The sequence below is a fragment of the Pseudomonas sp. F1_0610 genome (assembly GCF_047470865.1).
Lineage (GTDB): Bacteria > Pseudomonadota > Gammaproteobacteria > Pseudomonadales > Pseudomonadaceae > JAZDRH01.
This window is the reverse complement of record NZ_JAZDRH010000011.1, coordinates 12,752-38,186: the sequence shown is the minus strand read 5'-3', so window position 1 is coordinate 38,186 and position 25,435 is coordinate 12,752. Positions and strand designations below refer to the sequence as shown.

Below are 25,435 nucleotides of genomic sequence, written 5' to 3'. Positions count from 1 at the left end.
TATGGTAGTGGATGAAGCTAAACTTATTTATAGCCGCCAGACGCGACCGCAAGATCCGCTTATTTCCTGCATTATCCCTATGTATAACGAGCAGGAAAATATCGTCAAAATGTTGAATTGTTTATCTTCACTTTTTCAACAGAACCATTATCGCTATAACTTTATTGTAGTAGATGATGGCAGTGCAGATAACAGTGTGCCTACTGTTATGCACGAGCTAGAAAACTTTCCTGTTACCTTGGTGCAGTTGTCACGTAACTTTGGTAAAGAAACAGCACTTACAGCGGGTTTGGACTATGCTGATGGTGATGTGGTGGTGATGCTGGATGCTGATTTTCAGCACCCTCCTGAAATGATCCCAATCTTTATTGAGCATTGGCGTCAAGGTTATGACATGGTCTACGGTGCGCGTAAAAATCGTGACCAAGATAGCTTTCTGAAAAAGCTATTTACAGGCGCTTTTTATGCTTTAGTTAACTGGGGCGCACCTATTAAAATGCCAGAAAACACTCAGGATTTTCGCGTATTAGATCGCAGTATTTTAGAAGCCCTAAAGCAAATGCCAGAGCGTAATCGCTTTATGAAAGGTATTTATAATTGGGTCGGTTTTAATCAATTAATGGTGGAAACCGAAGTGCATGAGCGCCAAGCTGGTGAGTCTAAATTTAACTTTCGTTCTTTATGGGGCTTAGGTTTAACTGGGCTGACCGCCTTTTCTAATGCACCGCTAAGACTTTCCACTTATACCGGATTTATTATCGCCCTAAGCTCTATGGCTTATGCGGGCTTTACGACGTTACGTGAGCTACTTGATTATCCAAGTCCTGATGGCTGGCCAACACTGGCTGTATCCATTACCTTTTTAGGGGGCGTACAGCTGATAGCCATTGGTATTTTAGGTGAATATATAGGACGTATTTATGATGAAGTAAAACGACGTCCCATTTACTTTACAAAGATGGTACGGCGTAGCCAAAAATTAGCTGACAAAGCAAATACTCTGTCAGTAGAGAAAGAATGAAGCAGCTGATTTTTTTCCTTGCTGTCGGAGGTACGGCTGCACTGGTGCATTTATTGGTGGTGGCAGCTCTTGTGCCTTGGTTTGAGCTATCACCACTATGGGCCAATCTAGTTGGCTTTTTGTTGGCTTTTCAAGTGAGCTATTGGGGACATCGTTGTTTAACCTTTAAAGCTCAAGCCCAACAAACAACGCACAAGCAAGCCATGTCTAAGTTTTTTGCAGTAGCTGTTGGTAGTTTTTGTTTAAACCAAGGCTTATATGCAGGGCTATTAGCCTTTACTGGTTTAGATTATCGTGTAGCACTCTTTATTGTGCTGTTTGTCGTTGCTGTTGTTACTTTTATGATTAGTAAAGTATGGGCGTTTAACGCCAAAGGGGAAACTCAATGAAGCGCGTTACGCTCTGTGCTGATGATTTTGCGCAATCGCCTGCTATTAGCCAAGGTATTTTACAGCTGATTGAGCAACAACGAATTCATGCTACCAGTGTGATGACTCAGTCGCCTCATTGGGCAGCCTTAGCCCCAGAGTTAAAGCAGGTTGCACAGGGTAAAGCTGATATAGGGCTGCACTTTAATTTGACCCATGATTTTGGACAGGGCGCACATAGCTTGGGCGCTTTGTTGATGAAATCTTTTTTACATCTATTACCCGTAAATCAATTAAAGGATGAATACCTGCGTCAGATTGATTTATTTACCCAACATTATGGCTGCCTGCCAGATCATATTGATGGTCACCAACATGTGCATGCATTTCAAGGGGCAAGGCAAGCGCTATTTGCAGCTATTGATGAGCGTTGGAAACATACAGAAAAACCTTATCTACGCGCGCCTGATCGGCTTATTAAAACCAAAGACAGCTCATTTAAAGAGTGGGTACTTAAACGCAGTGCTGCGTATTTTTATGCACAAGCAAAGGCTAAAGGCTTTACTGTGACAACTCACTTTGCAGGTATTTATGCGTTAACGCCAGAGGATAATTTTGCTCAGCGTATGGCGTATTGGTTAGATATCTGCCCTGACCATACGTTAATGATGTGCCACCCTGGGGATGTGTTAGGTCGACAAGATATAAGTGATCCCATCGAAGAAGCCAGAGCCGTGGAGTTTAATTATTTAGCCAGTGATGAGTTTGCGGCATTTATTCAAGAAAAAAATATTGTGCTGCAACCTTTTATTTAACAGGCTCAGCTTTTTCTACGTTTAACTGCACTTTATAGTAACTGACAGAGCTACCACACATACTGGGCCTTGAGGTATTACTCAGTTTAATGGCGTAGCGCCCATGTTTCTCAGGAGTTCCAGAAACCTGTAGCCAAACATTAAGTTCTCTTGAAGGTGTGATATAGGCAGGGGTATAAGCAGACCAGTTACCATTTTTGTCTTGCCCCAGAAGTTCAGCTGTTAAGCCTGCGGGCAAATTATTGGCCACTTCTTCTATACCAAATCCAGAATCTGTTTGAATCATTATTTTCTGCTGATAGGATGTGCCTTCTTGAGCGTTAGGTAAGTTTAGTTTTTTACTGGGGCTGAGTGCATCGCTAGCAGAGCCAAGAATACAACCCGTACCAATAATGATTTCTCCACACCCTGATAAAAGCGATAGCGTTAAAAGACCAATCGTAAACTTGCTAGAAGGTACTAAATTCATGCCGTGTCGTTTTAAAACGAAAAATAGACTGTACAAGTAGGCGCTATAAAACGCAATTGACGGCAGGCAAGGTTGAACAGCGGTAACCAGATTATGGCTACCGCATGGATTAGCCCTTAAGCCTGTGCACTTAAGTTGCGCAAGTTGGCTTGTTCCGTATAGCGTTGGCGTAGTTCGCGCTTTAATAGTTTGCCAGCGCTATTTTTAGGCAGTGCTGTTTCAAAGATAAAACGTTTAGGGATTTTAAAGGCGGCCAGATATTCTTTGGAAAAGGCTAATAGCTCTTTTTCATTCACTATATGGCCGCGTTTTACTACGATAACAGCAGTGACGGCTTCTCCCCAATGCGGATCAGGCAAGCCTATAACAGCCACTTCTTCAACAGCTTTGTGGGTATAGAGCACTTCTTCAACATCTCGGCTAGCTACTAGTACGGCGCCGGTATTAATCACATCTTTAATACGGTCAACCACATATAAGTAGCCTTGTTCATCCATATAGCCAAGATCACCAGAATGGAACCAGCCATTGCGAAAACAGTCTTCAGTGGCTTTAGGATTATTCCAATAACCTAGCATGAGCTGAGCAGATTGGTGGACGATCTCTCCTTGCTCGTAGGCTTGGCAAGGTGTTCCCGTTTCTGGATTAACAATACGTGTGCGTACGGACTGAGTCGGTTTTCCAGCAGAAGCCAAACGTCCTTGGTGCTGATTAGGCGCTAGTACGGTGGCTAATGGCGCCATTTCGCTTTGTCCATAACAGTTATACAAACCAGCTTGCGGTAGTAATTCACTTAGTTCTTGGGCAATGGCTTCGGGCATGATGGAGGCGCCATAGTAGAGTTTGTTGAGCTGCTTTAGTTGGTTGGGATTAAAACTAGGGTGGCGTAATAGATTAATCCACACGGTTGGCGGTGCAAACACGGCATTAATGGCATTGCTTTGTATCACGTTAAGCATGTTTTCAGCCCCCGCATTATCTAAAATCCAACTAGTGCCACCCGTTAGTAAGGTCGGCATGGTAAATACATGCATTTGTGCTGAGTGATAGAGCGGTAGTGCTGCGAGGGCGACATCGTCCTGATTAATAGCTAAGTGTAAAAAGCAGCTTTGGTATTGGCTAAAAAAGCTGTTGTGAGTGTGCATAGCCCCTTTAGGGTCTGAAGTAGTACCCGAGGTGTAGAGAATTTGTACGACATCTTCGGCATCTAGTTCTACTTCAGGTGCCTCTTGATTACCGGGATTGAGCGCCCAAGTTAAAATATCTTGGGCGAATGGGCTATGCTGGTCTTGCAGGCTGCCCACATGCTCAATATGTAAGCTTTCATTGAGGGCGGCAAAATGAGAATGCAGGGCGTTGTCTAAAAACAAGGCTTTAGCCCCAGATTGCTTTAATAAAAAGGCCAGCTCACGATCAACTAACGCAAAGTTTAATGGCACATGAATTAAGCCGGCCTTGCAGCAGGCGAGCCATAAAATTAAATAAGCATCTGAGTTTTTGCCATAAGCTGCTACTCGGTCGCCTTTTTGTAAGCCTAACGCGAGTAGGTGATTGGCGACTTTATGGCTGGCAACATTAAGAGCGCTAAAGCTCCAATGGCGATTATTAAATACCACAGCCATTTTATTGGTAAAGCGCTCACTCACTCGAGTCAGCGCATCACCTATGGTATTTCGACGTGCACGTTGCACAGTATTCGTATTCATCATAACCACTCCTTTTTATTGTTGTTTTCGGTGTGGCAAGTTCAATAGATGCTGCTTATTGAGCTCGCTCCACGATTAATGCAATACCTTGTCCACCACCAATACACATAGTAATTAAGCCGTAACGACCTTGAGTGCGCTCTAATTCGTACAGTGTTTTTACTGTTAAAATGGCACCTGTTGCCCCTACAGGATGACCATGGGCAATGGCGCCCCCATTAGGGTTAGTTTTATCTAATGGCAAGCCTAGCTCTTGTGCTACAGCTAAAGCCTGTGCAGCAAAGGCTTCGTTAGACTCAATAACATCTAAATCGGCGATACTTAGTTTAGCTTTAGCTAGTGCTGTTTTTACGGCTGGAATAGGGCCTAAGCCCATTAATTTAGGATCAACACCAGAGAAAGCGTAGCTAACAACACGTCCTAATACTGGAAGCTGGTTAGTGGTTGCGTTAGCAGCAGTGGTCATAACCACTGCCGCCGCCGCATCATTTAAGCCAGAAGCGTTGCCGGGGGTGACAATGCCATCTTTCTTAAAAGCCGGTTTTAAACTGGCAAGCGATTCAAGTGTGGTATCACCTCGAACATGCTCATCTTGGGTTAATGAAATTGTTTTGCGCCCTTGATTAACTTCCACGGGCACTATTTGCGTTTGCCAGTAGCCTTGTTCTTGGGCGCGTGCTGCACGTTGTTGGCTAGATAGTGCTACTTCGTCAATTTGCTGGCGCGTTAGTTGGTATTTTTCGGCAATATTTTCTGCGGTGATGCCCATATGCCCACTATCAAAAGGATCGCTTAGAATACCAAGTGTCATATCCGTAACTTGACTATGCCCCATGCGTAAGCCTTCACGTACACGAGGCAATACATAAGCCCCTTGACTCATGCTTTCCGCGCCGCCAGCCAGTACCATTTGGCTATCACCTAGCTGCAATAGTTGGGTGGCACTAATAATTGCCTGTACGGATGAGCCACAAAGGCGGTTTACATTAAAGGCAGCGCTACTGTCAGGAAGGCCTGAATTAAGCGCAATATGGCGAGCAAGATAGGCATCGGCAGGGCCAGTGGTAATAATATGCCCAAAAACACTGTGATCGATATCTTTTGCATTCACCTGGGCACGTTTAATGGCTTCAGTGGCGGCAATAGTGCCTAGTTCAGCCGGTGTTAGGCTGCTTAAACTACCTAAAAAACGGCCGATAGGCGTGCGCGCAGCACCAACGAAAACAACATCAGTATCTTTAAAAGCAGACATAATAATTCCTTTAAGCCTTGCCCAGCATGGAGCGAGCGATAATTTCTTTCATAATTTCTGAGCTGCCTGCATAAATAGTTTGCACGCGAGCGTCAGCGTAAAAGCGTGAAATAGGGTACTCACGGGTATAACCATAGCCGCCAAATAGCTGTAAGCATTGATCTGAGATACGGCATTGCATTTCAGTCAGTTGCAGCTTTAAAACGGCAGCCTCAGTAGTATCCATTGTCTGCGCTTGATAGTGTGTTATGCACTGCTGTAAATAACTGCGTGCCATTTCAATATCGGCTTTAATTTGTGCTAATACAAAGCGTGTATTTTGAAATTGTGCAATGCTTTGGCCAAAGGCTTTGCGCTGCTGTACATAATCCACTGTAATATTTAATGCGCCTTGCATAGCACCTAATGCTTGAGCTGCCACGCCTAAGCGTTCGCGTGGTAATTCTTGCATTAAATACATAAAACCTTTATCGCATTCACCCAACAAAGCATCATTGGAAAGCTGTAGGTTGTCGAAAAATAGCTCAGCTGTATCGCTACAATGTTGGCCAATTTTCTCAATAGATTGGCCACGACTAAAGCCTTTCAATTGCGTATCCACTAAAAACAGCGAGATACCTTTAGCACCAGCGTGATTGTTGGTTTTAGCACACACAATCACTACATCAGCATTAATGCCATTGGTGATAAAGGTTTTGCTACCATTTAATAACCAACCTTTTTCGTTTCGTACGGCACTGGTACGCATAGCCGCTAGATCACTACCCGCACTGGGTTCAGTCATAGCAATAGCACCAATAGCTTCACCACTGATTAAGCGAGGTAGCCATTGTTGTTTTTGCGCTGGATTTCCAATGTGCAAAATGTAGGGCATCACAATATTAGCGTGAATGTTGTAAGCACTGTTTAGCCCACCAAAACCAGCCAAGCCAAACTGTTCAATAATCTGTAGTGGAAAATGAATATCTGCCGCGCTACCACCATACTCCTCAGGCATATCCATACCCAGTAGGCCAGCTTCACCTAAGGTACGCCAAAAGGCTTTGGGGATAAGATGGTTAGTTTCCCACGTTTCATAAACTGGGCTGATGTGTTGCTCAATAAAGCGTTGCACACTTTCTGCCAACATCTTGAGTTCATCGTTATGCGCTGACATAGGCCACCTGTTTTTGTTGTTTTAAGCATTTAACGCTGATTAGCCTTTGATCTGAATGACACATTAGGACGAAATGTTTGACTATAGAGGTCAGAGCGAGGAGGGCTTATGTATCAAGAAAAACGCTATATTGCTTATCATTACTGGCTCACTTGCAAAACAGCCGCTGAAAAACTAGGTGTTTCTGGCGCTGAGCTGCTACAAAAGTCCAATGTAGATATCAGCTTATTAACCGAGCCTAGATTAATTACACCCAGTGAATTACATCGCTTAATTCATCAATTATGGGCGGTAAATCAAGATGAGTTTATGGGCATGGCAGAAGGTTTTTGTCAGCAGGGGCAGTTTGCCTTGATGCTGGAATATGCAGCAAGTGCACAAAGCCTAGGTGCAATGCTAAAACGAAGCTGCAAATATTATGCGATTAATCAGCCGATGGTACAGGTGACTTTGGCGGCATTGCCTCAAGATAGAATCAAACTTACCTTAGATTTGCGTAATAAAAACTATGACTTTGCCCATATGCTGCAAGAGTTTTTAATGTTGTCATGGCTGCGCTGTAGTAGTTGGCTGGTAGGGCAGCAATTACCAATACAGCAGAGTTGTTTTGCCTATGCCAAGCCTGCCCATGCTCAAGAATATTCTAAGATGTTTGCCGGTGAGTTGGTTTTTAAGCAAAAAGAGTGCGCTTTTATTTTTAATGCTAATTGCTTGCAGTGGCCTTTAGTTCGCTCGGCTGAAGAGGTGAAAAAGTTTTTAGGGCATATGCCGGCGGAAATTTTTCATTATGTGGTGGCCGATGAAAGTATCAGTGCGCAATTGCGTTTGTTATTGCACAAGTATGACTATGCAGAGTTTCCTGATTTAACGGCATTGGCTGATTTATTATTTATCAGCCCAAGAACTTTAAGACGCAGGTTACAGGCAGAAAATACTAGCTTACGGGCTATTAAAGACAAATTAAAACAAGAGCTAGCCTACAATTTATTAACGGATGAACATGTTTCTATAAGCTATGTGGCTAGTCGTTTAGGTTTTTCTGAGGTAGCGGCTTTTTGTCGCGCCTTTAAGCGTTGGACAGGGCATGCACCAACACATTGGCAGGTTAATTTAACGGAAAACTAAGCGCATTCGCTGGTTTAGTTATTTGCCGATAGCGCTTAAATATTGAACCATTACATCAAACGTAAGTTGCTGAAAACTTAGTTAAAAAGCGAGTTTCTTTGAAAAAACGTAGTGAGTTTTATTGTGCTGGGTAGGCAATATCCACTCAGCACATCAGTAACACAGTGCAGCATTTATTTAAAACGCCGCTCAATGCCTTTCTCAACCAGAATTTTTGCTGAAATTTCTTCAACAGAAAACTGGGTTGTATTAATAAAATTAATATTCTCACGTTGGAATAAGGCTTCCACTTCACGCACTTCAAACTCACATTGGGCAAAGCTAGCATAGCGGCTGTTAGGTTTGCGCTCATGGCGAATGGCAGCTAAACGCTCAGCCTCAATTGTTAAGCCAAATAGTTTTTGGCGATAAGGTTTGAGTGAATTAGGTAGGGTTAGCAAGTCCATATCTTCTTCCGTTAAGGGATAGTTGGCTGCCCGAATACCATATTGCATCGCCATATATAAGCAAGTAGGGGTTTTACCGCAGCGAGATACACCTACAAGAATAATATCAGCGCTGTCATAGTGACGCGTACGCGCACCATCGTCATTTTCTAACGCAAAGTTTACTGCTTCAATGCGCTGCATATAGGTATCGTTTTGCTTAATTGAATGCGATTTTCCAACGCTATAAGACGAACTTTCATTGAGCTCGGTCTCTAACGGATTCAAAAAAGTTGAGAAAATATCCAGCTTAAACGCATTGGCTGTGGCAAGTATGTCGCGAATTTGTGGGTTTACTATTGTATCAAAAACAATAGGACGACTTTTTTCTTGTTCTGCTACCGCGTTAATTTGCTGTACCATCGCAAGTGCCTTTTCGGTAGTATCAATGTACGGACGCGTTAAGCGGCGAAAATCGATATTGCCAAATTGAGCCAACAAGCTCTGACCTAATGTCTCAGCGGTGATACCTGTACCATCAGAGATGAAGAATGCAGTGCGTTTCATGCTAACAAAGGCCTTAGTGAGAGAAGTTTTCACGGCACAAGGACTTACCAGTCCTTAAGCTTTGAGATTATTGTGGCTTATTTACCCCAAACAATGCCAGAACTTAAATAATAAACTCTGGTAGGAACACAGTCATAAAAGTGGAGAAAGCACCTTGGTTGAATACGTAGTTTCCCTCGATAAGCTTGGAAAGCATGACGTCGAACGAGTAGGTGGTAAAAATGCTTCCCTAGGTGAGATGATTAGTAACTTAGCTGGCGCTGGGGTTTGTGTACCTGGTGGTTTTGCTACTACTGCTCAGGCTTATCGTGATTTTCTAGAACAAAGTGGATTGAACCATCGTATCCACGAGGTGCTAGACACACTTGATGTTGACGATGTGAATGCGTTGGCAAAAGCAGGTGCACAAATCCGTGAGTGGATCATGCAAGCTGAATTCCCAGCGCAATTAGATGCCGATATCCGCAGCGCTTTCGCACAAATGTCAGCTGGGCATGATATTGCAGTGGCTGTACGCTCATCTGCCACAGCAGAAGACTTGCCCGACGCTTCTTTTGCAGGTCAGCAAGAAACCTTCCTCAACATTCGCGGTGTTGATAACGTCATTCGTGCTGCCAAAGAAGTTTTCGCTTCATTATTTAATGATCGCGCTATTGCCTACCGTGTGCACCAAGGCTTTGACCATAAATTGGTCGCTTTGTCTGCCGGCGTGCAACGTATGGTGCGTTCTGAAACAGGCACAGCGGGCGTTATGTTTACGTTGGATACTGAGTCTGGTTTCCGTGACGTGGTCTTTATTACGGGTGCTTACGGCTTGGGTGAAACTGTTGTGCAAGGTGCAGTTAACCCTGATGAGTTCTATGTACATAAACCAACCTTAGCGGCGAGTAAGCCAGCTATTTTGCGTCGCAACCTTGGCAGCAAAGCCATTAAGATGATTTATGGTGATGAAGCCAAAGCCGGTAAATCAGTTAAGACGGTTGATGTGGATATGGCTGAGCGTATGTGTTTTGCGCTAACAGATGCCGAAGTGACTAATCTTGCACAGCAAGCCGTTATCATCGAAAAACACTATGGCTGCCCAATGGATATTGAATGGGCTAAAGATGGTGACGATGGCAAGCTGTATATCGTACAAGCGCGTCCAGAAACCGTAAAAAGCCGTTCTAATGTCAATGTGATGGAACGCTATTTACTAAAAGAAAAAGGTGAAGTGCTGGTTGAGGGGCGTGCCATTGGTCAGCGCATTGGCGCAGGCCCAGTGCGTATTATCCGTGATGTGTCAGAAATGGATAAAGTACAGCCAGGTGATGTATTGGTTTCAGATATGACAGACCCTGATTGGGAGCCTGTAATGAAGCGCGCAAGCGCTATTGTCACTAACCGTGGTGGACGCACTTGCCATGCTGCTATTATTGCTCGTGAATTAGGTATTCCAGCCGTGGTTGGTTGTGGCGATGCCACAGATCAGCTAAAAGACGGGCAGGGCGTTACTGTTTCTTGTGCGGAAGGTGATACCGGCTATGTCTTTGCCGGCCAACTTGGTTTTGATGTGCAATCTAGCTCAGTGGATGCAATGCCAGACTTACCGTTCAAAATTATGATGAACGTTGGTAATCCTGATCGTGCCTTTGATTTTACCCAACTGCCAAACGCTGGCGTAGGCTTGGCGCGTCTTGAGTTTATTATCAACCGCATGATTGGCGTTCACCCTAAAGCATTGCTGAACTTTGACAGCATTCCTTTTGATGTGAAAGACAGCGTAGAAAAACGTATTGCTGGTTATGCCAGCCCTGTTGATTTTTATGTTGAAAAATTGGTGGAAGGTGTAAGTACACTGGCAGCGGCTTTTTGGCCGAAAAAAGTCATTGTGCGCTTGTCTGATTTTAAATCCAATGAATATGCCAACCTAATTGGCGGTAAGCTGTATGAGCCTGAAGAAGAAAACCCAATGTTGGGCTTCCGTGGCGCATCACGTTATATCAGTGACTCTTTCCGCGATTGCTTCGAGCTTGAATGCCGTGCAATGAAAAAAGTACGCGAAGAAATGGGCTTAACCAACGTTGAGTTGATGGTGCCATTTGTACGTACTTTAGGTGAAGCTGAACAAGTGATTGAGCTATTAGGTCAATATGGCTTAAAACGGGGTGAGAATGGTCTGCGCGTGATTATGATGTGTGAGCTACCATCAAATGCGTTATTGGCAGATGAATTCTTAGAATTCTTTGATGGTTTCTCCATCGGCTCAAATGATATGACTCAGTTAACGTTAGGGCTTGACCGTGACTCAGGCATTATCGCGCATCTGTTTGATGAGCGTAATCCTGCTGTCAAAAAGTTGTTAGCTATGGCCATTCAAGCCTGTAACAAAGCAGGTAAATACATAGGTATTTGCGGGCAAGGACCTTCAGATCATCCAGATTTAGCCCGTTGGTTAATGGAGCAAGGCATTGAAAGTGTGTCTTTAAATCCTGACTCAGTGCTTGATACGTGGTTCTTCTTGGCCGATCAAAGTAAGTAACTTGCCTTAATGTCAAAGAAAAGCCCAGCTAATGCTGGGCTTTTTTATGCTGTGTAAGTTAAGCCAATAAGCTTTGTTGTGCTAATAATCCAGCACTAAGAAGTAAGCTGACCAGTGTTAATGGAATGATGACTTTGCCTTTATAGCTAAGAAAAAACATTATTATAAGAGAAGCAAAGGTGAGCAAGGTAAGCCACAGAGCAATACCTATACTCATGCCAAGAGTGAGATAACACGGGTAAATGGCAGCTAATAAAATGGCATAGCCTAACCAAAGCGAGGCTTTATGCCATTGGCCTTTACGTTGACAAATTTGCTCATAGTGTTTAGGCATATTGAGCGCAATAAGTACAAAGCCAAGTAAGCACAGGCTGAGACTAAATAAAATCATACGGCTAGCTCCACCTTTGTTTTCACAGGCTGTTTACGTATGGCTGGCTGATGCTTCTTCACTTTCAAATAGCCCCAATAACTTAAGCCCGCAAAAGCAACTAAGGTCAAATCAAAGGAAAAAATAATCCACTGGCTTGCCTGAATGCTGTTGAAAAGATGGAAGCTGCTAAAGGCGATATTGTAAACAGGCAGTAGCGCGCAGGCTAACATGCAGAACAACAATTGATCCATCCAAGCTTGCTTGTGGCTACGGAAAATAGGGTGAATAAAGCATGCGAGCCATACCAAGAAAAAGACATTAATTTCCCATGTTGAGCGCTCGGCCATGGTTGCAGGTATTAAACGGTTAGCATAGAAATAGCCGAGAGTGGCAATAGCTAATCCTGTAATAGTGCCAAGGTTAAGGATTTGCACGAATCGAATATTACGCGGCAAGCGTGCTTGTTTTTTACTTTGAGCTTGGCGTTTAACGACCCAAATAATCAACCCAGTTGCTACCATAGCTGTGCCAATCCAGCCACTAATAAAGAACAGCCAGCGCAATGGGGCATCAGCAAAACGTAATAAGTGTAAGCTGGTGAACACATTATAAATAGCTGTTGAAACAGCATTAGGCTGTGCTTCAATACGCTCTAGTAGCTCACCTTGTCCGTTATAAATAAGCCTTGCTCCCTGCCCCCGATTGATAATGCTATTAGCGCCTTTTTCGCGAATTTCAATGCGGCTGGCGGTGGTGTTTGGCTGTTGTATAGCAATATAACTAATAGGGCGCTCAAGAGCTTTTTGGGCATTATCAATAAGCTGATCAAAGCCTAGCATTGGCTGAGCCTGAGCGTCTTTTTGCATTGGCGTACTATTAAAGCGGCTTTTGAAAACTTCACTTTCATTAAAAAATTGACGGCTGTTTCCATCATAGACTTTATCTAAGCCGTAGGGCATAAAGATGAACATCAGCAACAATAAGCCGCTGTAGGTAATCATAAAGTGGAAAGGTAAGGCCAGTACGGCAGTGGCGTTGTGTGCATCAAGCCATGAACGTTGCCCTTTGGCAGGGCGAAAGGTAAAGAAATCTTTAAAGATTTTTTTGTGCGTAATTACACCGCTAATAATGGCAACAAACATAAACATAGTGGCTAAGGCAACTAGCCAACGGGCAGTTAAAACAGGTATGCCATAGAGCTGAAAGTGAAAGCGATAGAAAAAATTACCGCCACGCGTTTCTTGTGGGGTAAAGGTTTCACCTGTTTTCGGATTCATTAATAGATTAGTACCGGCACCACGTTCATCTTTTTCATCTTTGTCAAGATAATAAATCTGCGCTGTATTATTACGTTCCGAAGGCAGGGTAATTGACCAGCGCTGAGCATCAGGTGCAATCGTGTTTAAGCTATTAAGTGCCGTGCTGGCGGTATTTTCGTCAGCTTGCATACCATGCTGTGGCGGCTGCATCCAAACGCTAATTTCATCATTGAAGAAGCTCAGCGTACCCGTAAAGAAAATGGCATAAAGCAGCCAACCTACTAATACGCCCGACCATGTATGTAGCCATGCATTGGCTTGTCTAAAACTTAATGATTTTGCACCCACAGTCACACCATCCAAATCAATAAATAACTAACGAGGCAGGCGCTTAGAAACCACGCCCAAGCTTTCCAAATTGAAGCAGCGCAAAATGCCCACATAGCGATAGCGCCATAAATAAAAAAGGAAAGAATCATGGCTGTCATCACCGCTTCAGGTCGCTCAAAGGGTAAGAGCATAGTGAGGTTAATGGTGATAAGCGCTGTTAATAATAAGCCGCCAAAAATCGCAAAAATGCCGCGACTAATGAGGTCTACATAGGGGTTTGAAAGCCGTGTATAGAGTTTAGCGAACATAAAGCAACGTCAGTTTATTTAGTAGTTAGAAGGCAGAAGTCGCAAGCATAATCTAAATCCTTGCTAAATGATAATGATTATTTTTCACTAATTGGCTGAATGTGTATTTTTTACTTTTATATTCTTTAAAGGTGCAGCTAAATTATTTTTTATTTCTTGAAAATATAAAAAATTGCAGTAATCCGTTATTTGCTGTGGAAGCTAGTCTGAATTTTCAGCAATGCGCATTATTTGTGAGGTCTAGTGATTAAATCTTATGTTGAGTAGGTTTAGGTGCGGGCTTTATGCTACCTATAGCCGTCGATATTGAGCGCGATAAAGCATGAAAATCATAAATAAAGGCAATATTTTTACAGAATATACTACTTATATTGCACTCAAACGGGGCAGCGTGCTATTAAGCCTGTGCTGTTATGTCGAGCAGGTTTATCAGTAAAAACGGTATTAACCCAAATAAGCACCTAACCTAGTAGGTCTTACTTAGCATGTGTTATCTATACAACATAAACAGTTGAGTATATGATGCGCACCATCATTATTTTTCTTTTACTGCAAGGAGGTTTGCTATGAGTTTAGTTAATCCACTTTGCAGGTCTTTTAAGTAATATTCCCTTTCTAGACCTGCCCAATCTAGACGTTTAATGCCTAGCATTAAGCGCAGTTTTCATTCGTCTATGGAAAAACATAATGGGCAGTTCCCTTCAAGCGTGCCGTGTGCAAGGCGCGTTTTATATTGCTAATAGCGCAACTTGGATAGAGTCCAAAGCTATTGAACAATTAGAAATTACATCAAAATTACCTCATATGCTAAAAGCAGTAGGTATGCCTGATTTACATCCAGGTCGTGGCTATCCTATTGGCGCTGCATTTTTTAGCGTGAATCACTTTTACCCTGCTTTAATTGGAAATGATATTGGTTGTGGTATGCGTTTTTATCAAACTGATTTAAAGCTAAGCAAATACAGTTTAGATAAATTAGTACAAAAAGTAGGCAATATTGATAGACCACTACTGGCGCAAGATATTGCGCAAAACTTTCCTGAGCTACCAGCATTAGCTGATGGTACATGGGCTGATGGCACTATTGGTGGTGGTAATCATTTTGCAGAGTTGCAAAAGCTCGATAAGGTTTATCATCCAACCATAGCACAAGCCTTAGGGTTATCCAGCAAGTGCTATCAACTGTTAGTGCATAGCGGCTCACGTGGTATTGGTCAGCACATTTTACAAGAACATGTGTTACGTTTTTCGCATGCAGGGTTAGCTGCCAATAGTGCGCCCGCCTTGGCTTATTTAGCCCAGCATGATTTTGCGCTGCAGTATGCGCAACAAAATCGTGAGCTTATAGCCTTGCGCTTGCTCACTAATTTGCGAACCCAAGCGCGCTGCTTGTTAGATGTAACCCATAACTTTGTTGAGCATTGTGAAATTGATGCTGTGCAGGGCTGGTTGCACCGCAAAGGTGCTGCGCCTTCCACTTCAGGTTTGGTCATGATTCCAGGATCAAGGGGTGATTACAGTTACTTGGTGAAACCTACAAGTAATACAGCTGGCTTGTTATCACTGGCCCATGGAGCGGGGCGAAAGTGGATGCGTAAAGACTGTAAAGAACGCTTAAAAGATCGTTTTCGTCTACAAGACTTGCAGCGTACTTCGCTAGGAGGACGTGTTGTTTGTCAGGATCGTGAGCTGATGTATGAAGAAGCCCCGCAAGCTTATAAATCTATTGAAACAGTGATTGAGTCTTTATTAGAAGCAGGACTAATTGAATTGGTAGCACGTTTTGTTCCGGTATTGAGCTACAAGAAACAGGGAGATTGTTGCTAATGCCGTTAATTCAATTCTCCGCAGCACAAGGGCCAGCAGAATGCTGTTTGGCGGTTGATAAGGCGGTAAAACGTTTTTTACACGAAGCCAGTCAGTTAAAAGTGCAGTGCCAACTGATAGAGCGACAAGAGGAAAAACACTCACAGCTTCCACGTTCAATACTATTGATGATTAAAGGAGAGGCGGTTGATACGCTAATAGAGCGTTGGCGAGGTACTGTGCTGTGGATTGCGCAAAGCCCGTTTCGGCCTAACCATAAGCGTAAAAACTGGTTTATTGGCGTTGCAGTCTATACACCAAGTCAACCGGTCATGGACAGCGAAATTGAAATCCGCACCTGTCGAGCCTCTGGCGCCGGAGGGCAGCATGTCAATACAACAGATTCAGCGGTTCAAGTAACGCATAAAGCCTCTGGTATTAGTGTGCGTATGGAAGCAGAATCTAGCCAACATGCTAATAAGAAACTGGCTTTGCTTGTATTAGCACAACGCTTGGAAATTTTGGCTCAGGAGCATAAGGCGCAAGATAGAGCAGCTATGAGGATACAGCATCATCAGCTGCAATGTGGTGATGCCAGCCTAATATTTAAAGGTATGGCGTTTAACCTTCAAACATAATAGTGCATTAAAAAATCTGACGTTGCACTTGGCGCGGGGTTAAGCCAAATAGGCGTTTAAACGCAGTGGCGAAGTTACTACTGCTGGAATAACCGGCTAAAAGTGCAGCTTCAGTAATACTAATATGTTGTGTTTCTAATGCTGTTTTTGCCTGAGTCAATTTGTCTGTTCGTAAGTATTCAAAAATACTCATTCCCGTGGCTAGTCTAAAGTGTTGCTGCAACGTAGTGCTATTGCTACCAACTTGTCGAGAAATTTCATCTAAAGATAGCTCTGTTGAGCTTTGGCAAGCTTTGAGGAGTTCTATAACGCGGCTAACACGTTTTTGTTCATAAGAGCTAAGCGCACTAATAGACTGCTCAGATCTAGGACTGAGTAAATTTAGTGCAGTGCTTGCTAATTCAATAGTTAAGCCTTGTATTAATAGACGTTGACAGAAATGATCAGGCTCTGTCATTAAAATACGTTGAGTCATATTCTCAATGGCGGCGCAATTTAGCACGCGCTGCTGCGTTAGGTGTTTTTGCTGAAAATCAATAATCTGCTGGTACTCTCTACAAGTGCTTAATCCCACATTTTCAAGCCATTGCTGTTCTAAACCTAAGACTAATTTCGAAACATGTTCTCCTTCATCGGCTACGCGCTGAAAAGACTCCTGCTCAGAAAAAGCCACTAATGAAATCTCACTAGTAATACTAGAGTTTGTAAGGCTACTGCCGAAAGTAAAGGCGGTATCACCATAAATGGCATGGCATTGGCCTTTGAGAACAATCAATAAGTTTATACGTGGGCTAATGGAAGAATGAGTGCAGATACTTTGTGTATGAGTACCATCTGTGCAGTGCATAGACAAACCATTTTGTAGCTGTGCGTACCTTAAAATGCCTTGGAAATGATGGCCTTTGTGCATGGGTACATGAGCTGTGCTGGTCACTGGCGTTACCTTATAAGAAAAATTGGCTAGCGCAAAGAAAAGACTGTCGCGCTCAAATATCTAAAAATAAATTATCGCATATGATAACAATTATCATTTGTTTTAAAAGTGGTGTTTTAAATTGGTTGATTTTAAATCACAAAAAAACACTGCGATTAAGAGCAAATCTTGCCTGTCGGCTGATGCGTACAGGCGCCTTTATTAAGGTAAATAGCAAATTCTTAGTTTTGTGGAGGCATGCTTTTAACGCGCTATTTACCTTAATTCTCTCAAGGCTGTAACAAACAAATTACTCAGAATGAGCCAGCTATTGCGATTTATCCAATAGCCATGATCTCGCTCGTTTTTAAATAATTGCCATCATCGAGGATCTATACATGAGTCGCAAAGGTTTGACGCTGCAACCCACGTTATTAGCTATATGTATTGCAGGGTTGAGTATGCAGGCATTAGCCAATAATCAAGAACCAGTAGAGTTAGGGAAAACCCTTGTTACAGCTCAAGAGGAATTAAAACAAGCTCCGGGTGTGTCTATTATTACGGCGCAAGATCTTGAGAAAATGCCCCCTGTAAATGATATTTCAGAGATTTTACGCAAACAGCCAGGGGTTAACTTAACAGGTAATAGTGGCTCAGGTGCTCGTGGTAACAATCGACAAATTGATATTCGTGGCATGGGCCCTGAAAACACCATGATTTTGGTAGACGGCAAACCTGTATCCTCACGCAATGCTGTACGTTATGGCTGGCGTGGTGATCGTGATTCTCGTGGCGACACAAACTGGGTTCCTGCCGACCAAATTGAGCGCATCGAAGTATTGCGCGGCCCAGCGGCAGCACGCTATGGCTCAGGCGCAGCCGGTGGTGTAATTAATATCATCACTAAAGGGACAACAGAAGAAGTACATGGAAATGTGACTGTATTTACAAATTTTCCTACGCATAAAGCTGAGGGAGCCACTAAGCGTATTGACTTTGGCTTAAGTGGACCGCTTTCTGAAAGTATTAGTTATCGTGTGTACGGTAACTTTAATAAAACAGAGGGTGATAAAGGGGATATAAATAAGAAAAATACTATAGGAAATTTTGTAACTGCTGGTCGAGAAGGTGTTCGTAATAAAGATGTCAATGGCTTGTTAAAATGGCAAGTTACACCAGATCAAATTATAGAGTTTGAATCAGGCTTTAGCCGTCAAGGTAATATTTTTGCTGGTGATAGTATGAATAATGCCGGCGGTGCTAATCCAGTAGCTGATCGAGCACCTTGGATTGGCCGTGAAACAAATATTATGTATCGAGAAAATTATGCATTAACACATCGTGGAGATTGGGATAATTTATCAAGCTTAAGTTATATCCAATACGAAAAGACCCGAAACCGCCGTTTAAGTGAAGGTCTGATGGGAGCAGTAGAGGGAAATATTAGTGGTGATGCTGAGTTTGGAACTATTACATTAGAAAATTACACAGTTCATAGTGAATTGCATGTCCCATTTTACTTTGGTGTAGATCAAATGCTGACTGTTGGTGCTGAATGGCAGCAGCAAAAAATGAATGATCCCGTTTCGAATAATCTTGATTTAAAAGGAAGTGGTGGCAACTTAGGTGTAAGTGATACCAATCGAAGCACCAAGGCTAAGTCAAATCTGACATCAATATTTATTGAAAATAATATGGCATTGGGAGCTCGTACTACACTTACTCCAGGTTTACGTTTTGATCATCACTCTCAGTCAGGTGATAACTGGAGTCCAGCGGTAAATATCCTACATGAATTGAATGATAATTTTACATTGAAAGCAGGTATTGCACGTGCTTACAAAGCTCCTAATCTTTATCAGTCAAATAACAATTATTTGCTCATGAGTGGAGGAAATGGTTGTTGGAATGTTGGTCCTGGAGGTTGTTATCTGCAAGGAAACGAAAAACTGAAGGCTGAAACTAGTGTTAATAAAGAACTAGGTTTGGAGTTTAAGAAAAATGGTTGGGCAGCAGGTATAACTTGGTTTAGAAATGACTATAAGAATAAAGTGCAAGCAGGCCATGAAACATTAGGGCTGACTGATAAAGGGCGTTATATTTTCCAGTGGGAGAATGTTCCTAAAGCTGTTGTTGAGGGGTTTGAAGGCAGTTTATTGGTCCCCGTTTCAGATAGTATGACGTGGACAACCAATTTTACTTATATGGTACAGTCGAAAGATAAGCGTACAAATGAGCCGTTATCAATTATTCCTAAATTTACAGTGAACTCAATGTATGACTGGCAAGTAACAGAGGCATGGTCTTTGAATGCTAATGTTTCTTGGTATGGCAAACAAACGCCACCTAAATACAGCTATCGTGGTGCTGAGTTAGAGGGAGATGCACGTCGCCAACAGTCACCATATGCAATCGCTTCTTTAGCAAGCACTTATAAATTCAATAAAAATTATCGTTTAACCGTTGGAGTGAATAACTTATTTGATAAGCGCTTATATCGTGAGGGAAATAGTGTTGTCGCTGGCGCTAAAACCTATAACGAGCCAGGTCGAGCGGTTTATACCTCAGTCACAGCTTCCTTCTAAAAATAAATCGTACTACCACAGCTTTAGGCACCTTTTTAGGTGCCTTTTTTATTTAAATCAAAGGGCATACAGATTGTGAACATCAATGCTGTGGTGCTGGACTATCTATGGAATAATAGAATCATTTTCACGCAGTAAGGCAAGGTTAGCTTATGTCCCATTTACTACGGATCATTATGATTCATGGCCACTTGGATGGTGTTGTTGAATTGTCTTTGGATGGGCACACGAATATATGTGGGACCAACGCTTCAGGGAAAACCACATTACAGCGATTAGTGCCAGTCTTTTATGGCGAGCTACCTAATAAGGTAGTGCCTAAAACACGCAAAAAATTTGATGAGTTTTATTTACCTCATCCAACCTCCTATTTGGTCTATGAGTATACCCGTGAAGAAGGTAATACCTGCCAGGTGGTGCTAACAAATAGTCGTGATGCCGGAGTTGAATACCGCTTTATTAGCGCACCTTTTGAACCACAACAGTACCTTCAAGAAACAGAAAATGGTCTGCAAGTCTTCACTAATGAAGAGTTTGCTAGCCATTTACGTGACCTTAAACGTCATTCCGAACATTTTGATTTTTCTTATAAAATTCAAGCCACCTCAGATTATCGTAGCGTTATACAAAATGATTTTAGCCAACTAAAAAACAGCCGAGATGGACTTAAATTACGGCAATTAGCAGCTCAGTTTAGCTTAGTCAAGGCTGGACATCGTATTCGTCATATGGAAAAGCTAGTCTCTGCTGTGCATGCCAAAGAAGGCAAAATGGATACGCTGAAAACAATGCTAGCGGCTATTTTTGAAGAAGATGGCGTTGTTGTGCCGGTGAACAAGTTACGTAGCAGTCAGGTGCGTGAGTGGGTGCAAAACATGCGCCAGTCCATGCATCTTGATAGTCTTAGAAAAGAATTTAGTAAGGTGCAACAGCTAGCCCAAGCATTAACTAATACCGAACAACAACTATTTGCGCTGTACCCACTTTTAGAAAAAGACAGTGCTTTACTAACCGAAGCGAGCCAGCAAGCCGATAAGGAAAAAACACAATTAGAGGCCGAATTAGCCCAGCAACATGAGATTTATGACAAACAGCGCACCGATCTGCAAAGCTTACTTAGCCAAATTCGTAGTGATTTACAGACAACACAAACACGTTTAACTGATCTGCAAACACGTTATGAACATTTTTATGAAACTGACATGCAAGGTTTAGAACTGGCCCAAAAACAGTTACCTCAGTGGCGTGCTGATCGTGAGCAACAGAAACAACACTTGCAGTTATTGCGTGATGCAGTTGGCGACTCACAGCAACAATTAGAGGCACGCGAGTTAGAGCTGGCAAAACAGCTAGATCAATTTACGCAGCGTACTCAAGCACAAATTAGTCAGCTACGCGAGCGTTTAGAGCAGTGTCGAACTCAACAAGAAGACAAAAAAGTCAGCTTGCAGCATGAACATGACGCTCAAACCCAAGACTTACAGATGCAGTTTTCAGCGCAACTAGAACAATTAACGCAGCAATTATCGGATGTGGCGGCGCGTTTATCTGTAAGCGCATTAAGTGAGGCTGAGCAGAATGAAAAAGCGCAAGCTCAGTTACGACTAGAACAAGAACAATTGTCTTTTCAGCAACAATCTAAAGTATTGACGGCATTGCAAATAGAGTTCCAGAAACTCAAGATAGATCAGCGTGAAGGGTTAGATCGGCTAGCTAAAGTACGTCATGCGCAACAAAAAGCAGAACAACACTGCCAGTACATATCAAAACAACTAGATCCTGCTGAAGGAAGTTTACGTCATTTCTTGCGTGGTCATCTAGACGGTTGGGAAAATCAAGTCGGTAAAGTGCTTCGTGAAGACTTATTGGAACGGACGGATTTATCACCACAGTTGCAGTTAACAGAGAGTACTCAGCTCTTTAATATACAGCTTGATCTTAGTGCTATTGAATTACCCGAGTACGCACAGGCCGAGGCTGATTTGCGCGAGCAACTATCACAAGCGCAAGCAGTGTTAGAACAGGCAAAGGAGCAATTTAAAGCAGCTGAAAATGAGCAAGCAACAATCAATCAAAAGGTTCAGGAAAAACAGACACAGTTAGATCAAGCTAAACAGTTACAAGAGAAGTACGAGCGCAATATTGAATTTGCCCGAGAGGCTCGTGATCGTTTAGAGGAAGAGCATAAAGCGTTGTTGGCTGCTCGTCGTGATCAGTTGCGCCAGCAAAAACAGCAGCTTGAAGGGCAAAAGCAACAAACATTGGAGTTACGTAAAGAACGTTTAGCTGAGTTAGCCCATACACAGAAAAATCTTTTGTTAGAGTTTGAAGCAGACTGGCAAGATGAACGTGCTATTTTTACACGACAAATTAAGCAATATGAACAAAGCTTGCTGGAAAAACGAGAAGAAAATAAAAGACAAATCAAAGAGTTAAAAGAAGCTTTTGATAAAGAACTTGAAGCCAAGCAACTTGATCCTAAACGTTTACATGAACAAGAAGAACGCATCAGCGCGTTATCTCAAAAAATTGAAGAAACTGAACAGCGTGCAGACGAACTAGTTGAATATCAACGTTTTATGCGCACAGATTGGGCGCAAATAAAACCACAGTTAAGCGAAACAGAAGCACTACTGATTGAGCAGCAACGCATTGAAGAAGAACGTTTAGCGCAGTTGCAAACTTGTTATCAGGGCTTACGTAACCAGATTCGTCAGCAAGTGAGCCAGCAAGTTCAAATATTAGCTGACAATGATAAATACCAAAGCTTTATTAAGCCGTTACTCAAACAATTGGAAAATATTGATTTTTCAGAGCAAAGCCAGCAACCAATAGAAGAAAATACGGGTGATGTACGTGAGCGTATTGAGCGTGTTCAGCGCGCTATGCAGGAAAAATCTCAACTGGATGGAAAGTTACAAGACTCCAGTAATGCTTTTCAAAATAACTTATTAAAAAATGCAAATGAAGACTTTGTTCAGTATTTACTGAATGCGCAGAAAAAAATTGAACAAGAATATCAGCTTGTTAATGCGAAACGATTAATGCCCGTCTTAGAAAATATGCTTCAATTATTGCAAGACCAGCAATATCAACTATTGGAGCAGGGGCGTAATTATTCACAAGCACTTTCATCTTTTTTTGTGGTTTTCCGTGATTTAAATCGCCGTATTAGTGAGCAAAGCCGTCGCCTCAGTAAAGAAGTGGCTGATGATTTGCAGTTAGAAGGTATTCAAAAATCTGAAGTTCGTATTCAGTCGACTATTGATGAATTAGACTTTTGGCAGCCGCTTAAACACTTCCATAAACTCAATGAAGAATGGCAGAAGTCAGATGCCCCTTTTCCTAGTGATCAGTACTTAAATGTACTTAGCGACGTGGTTGATCTGCTTAAAAATGACCAAAGCTTCAATTTTGAAAACTTATTGCGTTTGGAGTTGCATTTAACAGAAGGCGGCTCCGATTTGGTGATTCGCAATGACCGTCAATTACTAGAGTCTTCTAGTCATGGTATGGCCTATTTGATTCTGTGTAAGTTCCTGCTCGCTTTCACACGCTTACTACGCGGTAATGCGCAAATTGCTATTCATTGGCCAATTGACGAAATAGGCACTTTAGCTTATCGCAATGTGGAAAAATTATTTAATGCTTGCCAAGCCAATAATATTTACATAGTTGGCGCCTTCCCTAATCCAGAGTCTGATGTGCTGATGTTGTTCAAAAATCGCTATTTAATTGAGAAACAAGCCATTACTCAAAGTAGCCAGCTCAAACGTATTGAGCCTCAGTTAAGCCGCTTATCTCAACGTCTTCAGGCATTAGAGGAGGCACGCTAATGTTGCAATACGGCCACTTAATTGAACGATTACTACAGGGGCAGTTTATTTGCCAGATCAGCGATGACAACGCATTTCGTCATTTACAAAATGAAGAGGTACGTGAGCAGCTTGATACTTATTTGCGCCCACTTAACCGTAGATTGGCAAGCAATGCTGAGCAAAGCGTTTGGTTTTTAGCTTGGCTTGAGGTAACGCCTAAAGTACGAGAAGAACTCAGTAGTCAACTGGCTACCACCATGAATAGCCTGCTTCCCTTACTCGAATGGTTTGCTTTAGTACAAGAAACTTTAGGCTTAGATGCTACGCCAGTTGCAGGCGATATTATTCAAGCCCCTGAATTTGTATTGCGCAGCCAAGATAATCCTAGTTTACGTGAGCGTGTAGCACGTTTGGCCTCAGATAAGTTTTTTGCATCAACCAGTGATGATTTAGCCTTGCAAATTAAGCAGATTTTTAATCGCCTTATGCAACATGGTTATTTGCAACAGCCACACACTGACCGCCAAAACTATCGCGTAACTGGAAAAATTGATTATCTATTAGATTTAGTGCGCTTTATTCGTGATGAGGAAAGGCTAGCGTTTGAAGAACCAGAACATACTCAGCAAGGACTGGAAATATGAGTAAGTTAGAGGTTGCCAGCTCTTTTGTTCAAACGGGAATAGAACGTTTAAGTTTATTAGGCACTCACGCTAAAGCCTTAATGGATGGATATCTTAGTGAGTTTATTGATGAAGCCGCATTTACTGAGCAGGCACTACGCAAATTAATCAATGCACAAATTCTATGGCGCCCTGATGAACAATCTGGTTTAAAGTTGACTAAAGTAGTGTGCGATCTTATTGCACAAATGTTAGCCGACGAAAAGCGTCGCACAGTGAATGCGGATGTTGCTGAAGACTTAGAGCATATTCTAGCGCTTGTTGAATCTTATAAAGAAGCTTATTACCGCGGTGACTATTTATTGGCAGATGATCACCTGCTGCATCTAACCCAAGTAGTAGATGGTATACACAGTAACTTCTCTAGTGCTATTGATAGCTTGTGGAAACGTATTAATACCGATTTTGCTTTTGTTTCCAGTTTAACTGAGAAAATTCGCGAAAATCAGCGCGCCCAAAAGCAAGTAACGCGCTTACTTGATGGTTTTGCCTTAATTGATTTTGATCGGCTCATAGAAAATGCAGGGTTAAATGGTGCTCTGCGTAAACTGCTTGTGAGCCAATTTCAGGCACATATGAGCACTCACTATAGTAGCTTGCGAGAAGTGCAGCAGCGCTTATTGGAGCTGATTGCGCGCTTTCGCAAGCAGCAAGAACGTAGCTGGTTAGTTCAGCAGATGTCCGACTTTTTGCGGACACATCCTAAGTTCACACCTGAGAACTACGCTTTACGTGCTGCTATTCCTGATCTGATTAATCAAGCTAGCCCTCTGTTAGCGAAAGTGAATTTAGCCTTAGATAGAACACAAGACTTACCATTATTAGCTGAGTTAGTGCAAGAGCAACCAGCTCGCCAGCGTTTAGATACAGCTATAGATGTGAATTTAGATAGCGTTATAGTCTGGTTTGAAGATGAGCAAATTCAAGCGCGCCAACAACAGCTAAAACTGGATGTTGAAAACTTTTATATTGAAGTACTAGATACACGTAGAAAACTTAGCGCAGTTGAGCATTTAGTGCAAAGCCAGTTGAACTGGGATAGTGAAATGTGGCTATTTCAAGTAATAGGTTACTATGATGCTTTACCTGATTTAGAGCAGAAGAAATTTAAGCTCATCCGAGATGAAAGCTACGCAAGTTACTGGAATGAGGTGTTATGGATTAAAGATGTAGAAGTTGTTTTAGTCTGAATTATTAAGCTAAATGCTATCTATGATTTATTAGTGGCCAGTCAATGTTTTTTTTCTTAAAGCTAAGTATTTTGCTTGGGTGTTAATGGTTAATACTTAGCTCAAAA

20 protein-coding genes are annotated in these 25,435 nt (G+C 42.4%); 11 read left to right on the top strand and 9 right to left on the bottom strand.

The features are described from left to right. Position 1 precedes the first annotated feature (1 nt). Genes VQ643_RS08035 through VQ643_RS08025 form a run of 3 tightly spaced genes read left to right on the top strand, consistent with a single transcriptional unit; the run spans position 2 to position 2,204 of the window. Positions 2 to 1,021, top strand: coding sequence for a glycosyltransferase family 2 protein (locus VQ643_RS08035; RefSeq protein WP_414199088.1), 1,020 nt, complete (start codon positions 2 to 4; stop codon positions 1,019 to 1,021). After that, on the top strand, positions 1,018 to 1,410 hold the full coding sequence (locus VQ643_RS08030; protein WP_414199087.1) for a GtrA family protein: 393 nt from the start codon (positions 1,018 to 1,020) through the stop codon (positions 1,408 to 1,410). Before VQ643_RS08035 ends, VQ643_RS08030 begins: the two co-directional genes overlap by 4 nt. After that, entirely contained in the window at positions 1,407 to 2,204 is a 798-nt protein-coding gene (locus VQ643_RS08025; protein WP_414199085.1) for a ChbG/HpnK family deacetylase, read from the top strand. The genes VQ643_RS08030 and VQ643_RS08025 overlap by 4 nt, the downstream gene beginning before the upstream one ends. Here the strand turns inward: VQ643_RS08025 and VQ643_RS08020 are convergent. From VQ643_RS08020 to VQ643_RS08005, 4 genes are all read right to left on the bottom strand, one after another. Further along, the gene (locus VQ643_RS08020; protein WP_414199084.1) at positions 2,197 to 2,673 is read right to left on the bottom strand and encodes a hypothetical protein; all 477 of its coding nucleotides are present in this window, start codon (positions 2,671 to 2,673) and stop codon (positions 2,197 to 2,199) included. The two genes, VQ643_RS08025 and VQ643_RS08020, sit on opposite strands and share 8 nt — an antisense overlap. Before the next feature lie 116 nt (positions 2,674 to 2,789). After that, complete coding sequence (locus tag VQ643_RS08015; protein ID WP_414199082.1) at positions 2,790 to 4,382, bottom strand: fatty acyl-CoA synthetase; 1,593 nt, start codon at positions 4,380 to 4,382, stop codon at positions 2,790 to 2,792. A gap of 52 nt (positions 4,383 to 4,434) precedes the next feature. Continuing rightward, positions 4,435 to 5,631 carry a beta-ketothiolase BktB gene (gene bktB, locus VQ643_RS08010; RefSeq protein ID WP_414199080.1) on the bottom strand — a complete coding sequence of 399 codons (1,197 nt, stop codon included), beginning with the start codon at positions 5,629 to 5,631 and terminating at the stop codon, positions 4,435 to 4,437. Between the two features lie 10 nt (positions 5,632 to 5,641). Next, positions 5,642 to 6,787 carry an acyl-CoA dehydrogenase family protein gene (locus VQ643_RS08005; RefSeq protein ID WP_414199079.1) on the bottom strand — a complete coding sequence of 382 codons (1,146 nt, stop codon included), beginning with the start codon at positions 6,785 to 6,787 and terminating at the stop codon, positions 5,642 to 5,644. Between the two features lie 108 nt (positions 6,788 to 6,895). Between VQ643_RS08005 and VQ643_RS08000 the strand changes: the two genes are divergently transcribed. Then, complete coding sequence (locus tag VQ643_RS08000; RefSeq protein WP_414199078.1) at positions 6,896 to 7,912, top strand: AraC family transcriptional regulator; 1,017 nt, start codon at positions 6,896 to 6,898, stop codon at positions 7,910 to 7,912. A gap of 173 nt (positions 7,913 to 8,085) precedes the next feature. Here VQ643_RS08000 and VQ643_RS07995 read toward each other — a convergent pair whose 3' ends face one another. Then, entirely contained in the window at positions 8,086 to 8,904 is an 819-nt protein-coding gene (locus tag VQ643_RS07995) for a pyruvate, water dikinase regulatory protein (protein WP_414199076.1), read from the bottom strand. Between the two features lie 154 nt (positions 8,905 to 9,058). Here VQ643_RS07995 and ppsA point away from each other — a divergent pair, with 154 nt between their 5' ends. Continuing rightward, positions 9,059 to 11,425 (top strand): phosphoenolpyruvate synthase, encoded by a 2,367-nt coding sequence (ppsA, locus tag VQ643_RS07990; protein WP_414199074.1) that lies wholly within the window; start codon positions 9,059 to 9,061, stop codon positions 11,423 to 11,425. Between the two features lie 58 nt (positions 11,426 to 11,483). Here ppsA and VQ643_RS07985 read toward each other — a convergent pair whose 3' ends face one another. The 3 genes from VQ643_RS07985 to VQ643_RS07975 are packed head-to-tail and all read right to left on the bottom strand — an operon-like array spanning position 11,484 to position 13,695. Beyond that, entirely contained in the window at positions 11,484 to 11,816 is a 333-nt protein-coding gene (locus tag VQ643_RS07985) for a DUF3325 domain-containing protein (RefSeq protein ID WP_414199073.1), read from the bottom strand. Beyond that, complete coding sequence (locus VQ643_RS07980) at positions 11,813 to 13,405, bottom strand: PepSY-associated TM helix domain-containing protein (protein ID WP_414199072.1); 1,593 nt, start codon at positions 13,403 to 13,405, stop codon at positions 11,813 to 11,815. The genes VQ643_RS07985 and VQ643_RS07980 overlap by 4 nt, the downstream gene beginning before the upstream one ends. 2 nt (positions 13,406 to 13,407) lie before the next feature. Continuing rightward, positions 13,408 to 13,695: a DUF3649 domain-containing protein gene (locus VQ643_RS07975; RefSeq protein WP_414199070.1), complete on the bottom strand. Its 288-nt coding sequence runs from the start codon at positions 13,693 to 13,695 to the stop codon at positions 13,408 to 13,410. Between the two features lie 687 nt (positions 13,696 to 14,382). Here VQ643_RS07975 and VQ643_RS07970 point away from each other — a divergent pair. Then, on the top strand, positions 14,383 to 15,522 hold the full coding sequence (locus VQ643_RS07970; protein ID WP_414199068.1) for an RNA ligase RtcB family protein: 1,140 nt from the start codon (positions 14,383 to 14,385) through the stop codon (positions 15,520 to 15,522). Further along, positions 15,522 to 16,139 (top strand): peptide chain release factor H, encoded by a 618-nt coding sequence (gene prfH / locus VQ643_RS07965; RefSeq protein WP_414199067.1) that lies wholly within the window; start codon positions 15,522 to 15,524, stop codon positions 16,137 to 16,139. Before VQ643_RS07970 ends, prfH begins: the two co-directional genes overlap by 1 nt. A 7-nt stretch (positions 16,140 to 16,146) precedes the next feature. On the opposite strand, the gene VQ643_RS07960 is transcribed toward prfH, so the two are convergent. Further along, positions 16,147 to 17,073 (bottom strand): helix-turn-helix transcriptional regulator, encoded by a 927-nt coding sequence (locus tag VQ643_RS07960; RefSeq protein ID WP_414199066.1) that lies wholly within the window; start codon positions 17,071 to 17,073, stop codon positions 16,147 to 16,149. A 377-nt stretch (positions 17,074 to 17,450) separates the two neighbouring features. Here VQ643_RS07960 and VQ643_RS07955 point away from each other — a divergent pair, with 377 nt between their 5' ends. The 4 genes from VQ643_RS07955 to VQ643_RS07940 all read left to right on the top strand — a co-directional run bounded on the left by VQ643_RS07955 (position 17,451) and on the right by VQ643_RS07940 (position 25,328). Further along, positions 17,451 to 19,637: a TonB-dependent siderophore receptor gene (locus VQ643_RS07955; RefSeq protein ID WP_414199065.1), complete on the top strand. Its 2,187-nt coding sequence runs from the start codon at positions 17,451 to 17,453 to the stop codon at positions 19,635 to 19,637. Positions 19,638 to 19,789: 152 nt separating this feature from the next. Next, positions 19,790 to 23,473, top strand: coding sequence for an ATP-binding protein (locus VQ643_RS07950; RefSeq protein WP_414199063.1), 3,684 nt, complete (start codon positions 19,790 to 19,792; stop codon positions 23,471 to 23,473). Continuing rightward, positions 23,473 to 24,099 (top strand): condensin complex protein MksE, encoded by a 627-nt coding sequence (locus VQ643_RS07945; RefSeq protein WP_414199061.1) that lies wholly within the window; start codon positions 23,473 to 23,475, stop codon positions 24,097 to 24,099. The genes VQ643_RS07950 and VQ643_RS07945 overlap by 1 nt, the downstream gene beginning before the upstream one ends. After that, positions 24,096 to 25,328 (top strand): hypothetical protein, encoded by a 1,233-nt coding sequence (locus tag VQ643_RS07940; protein ID WP_414199059.1) that lies wholly within the window; start codon positions 24,096 to 24,098, stop codon positions 25,326 to 25,328. Before VQ643_RS07945 ends, VQ643_RS07940 begins: the two co-directional genes overlap by 4 nt. The last annotated feature ends 107 nt before the right edge of the window (positions 25,329 to 25,435 follow it).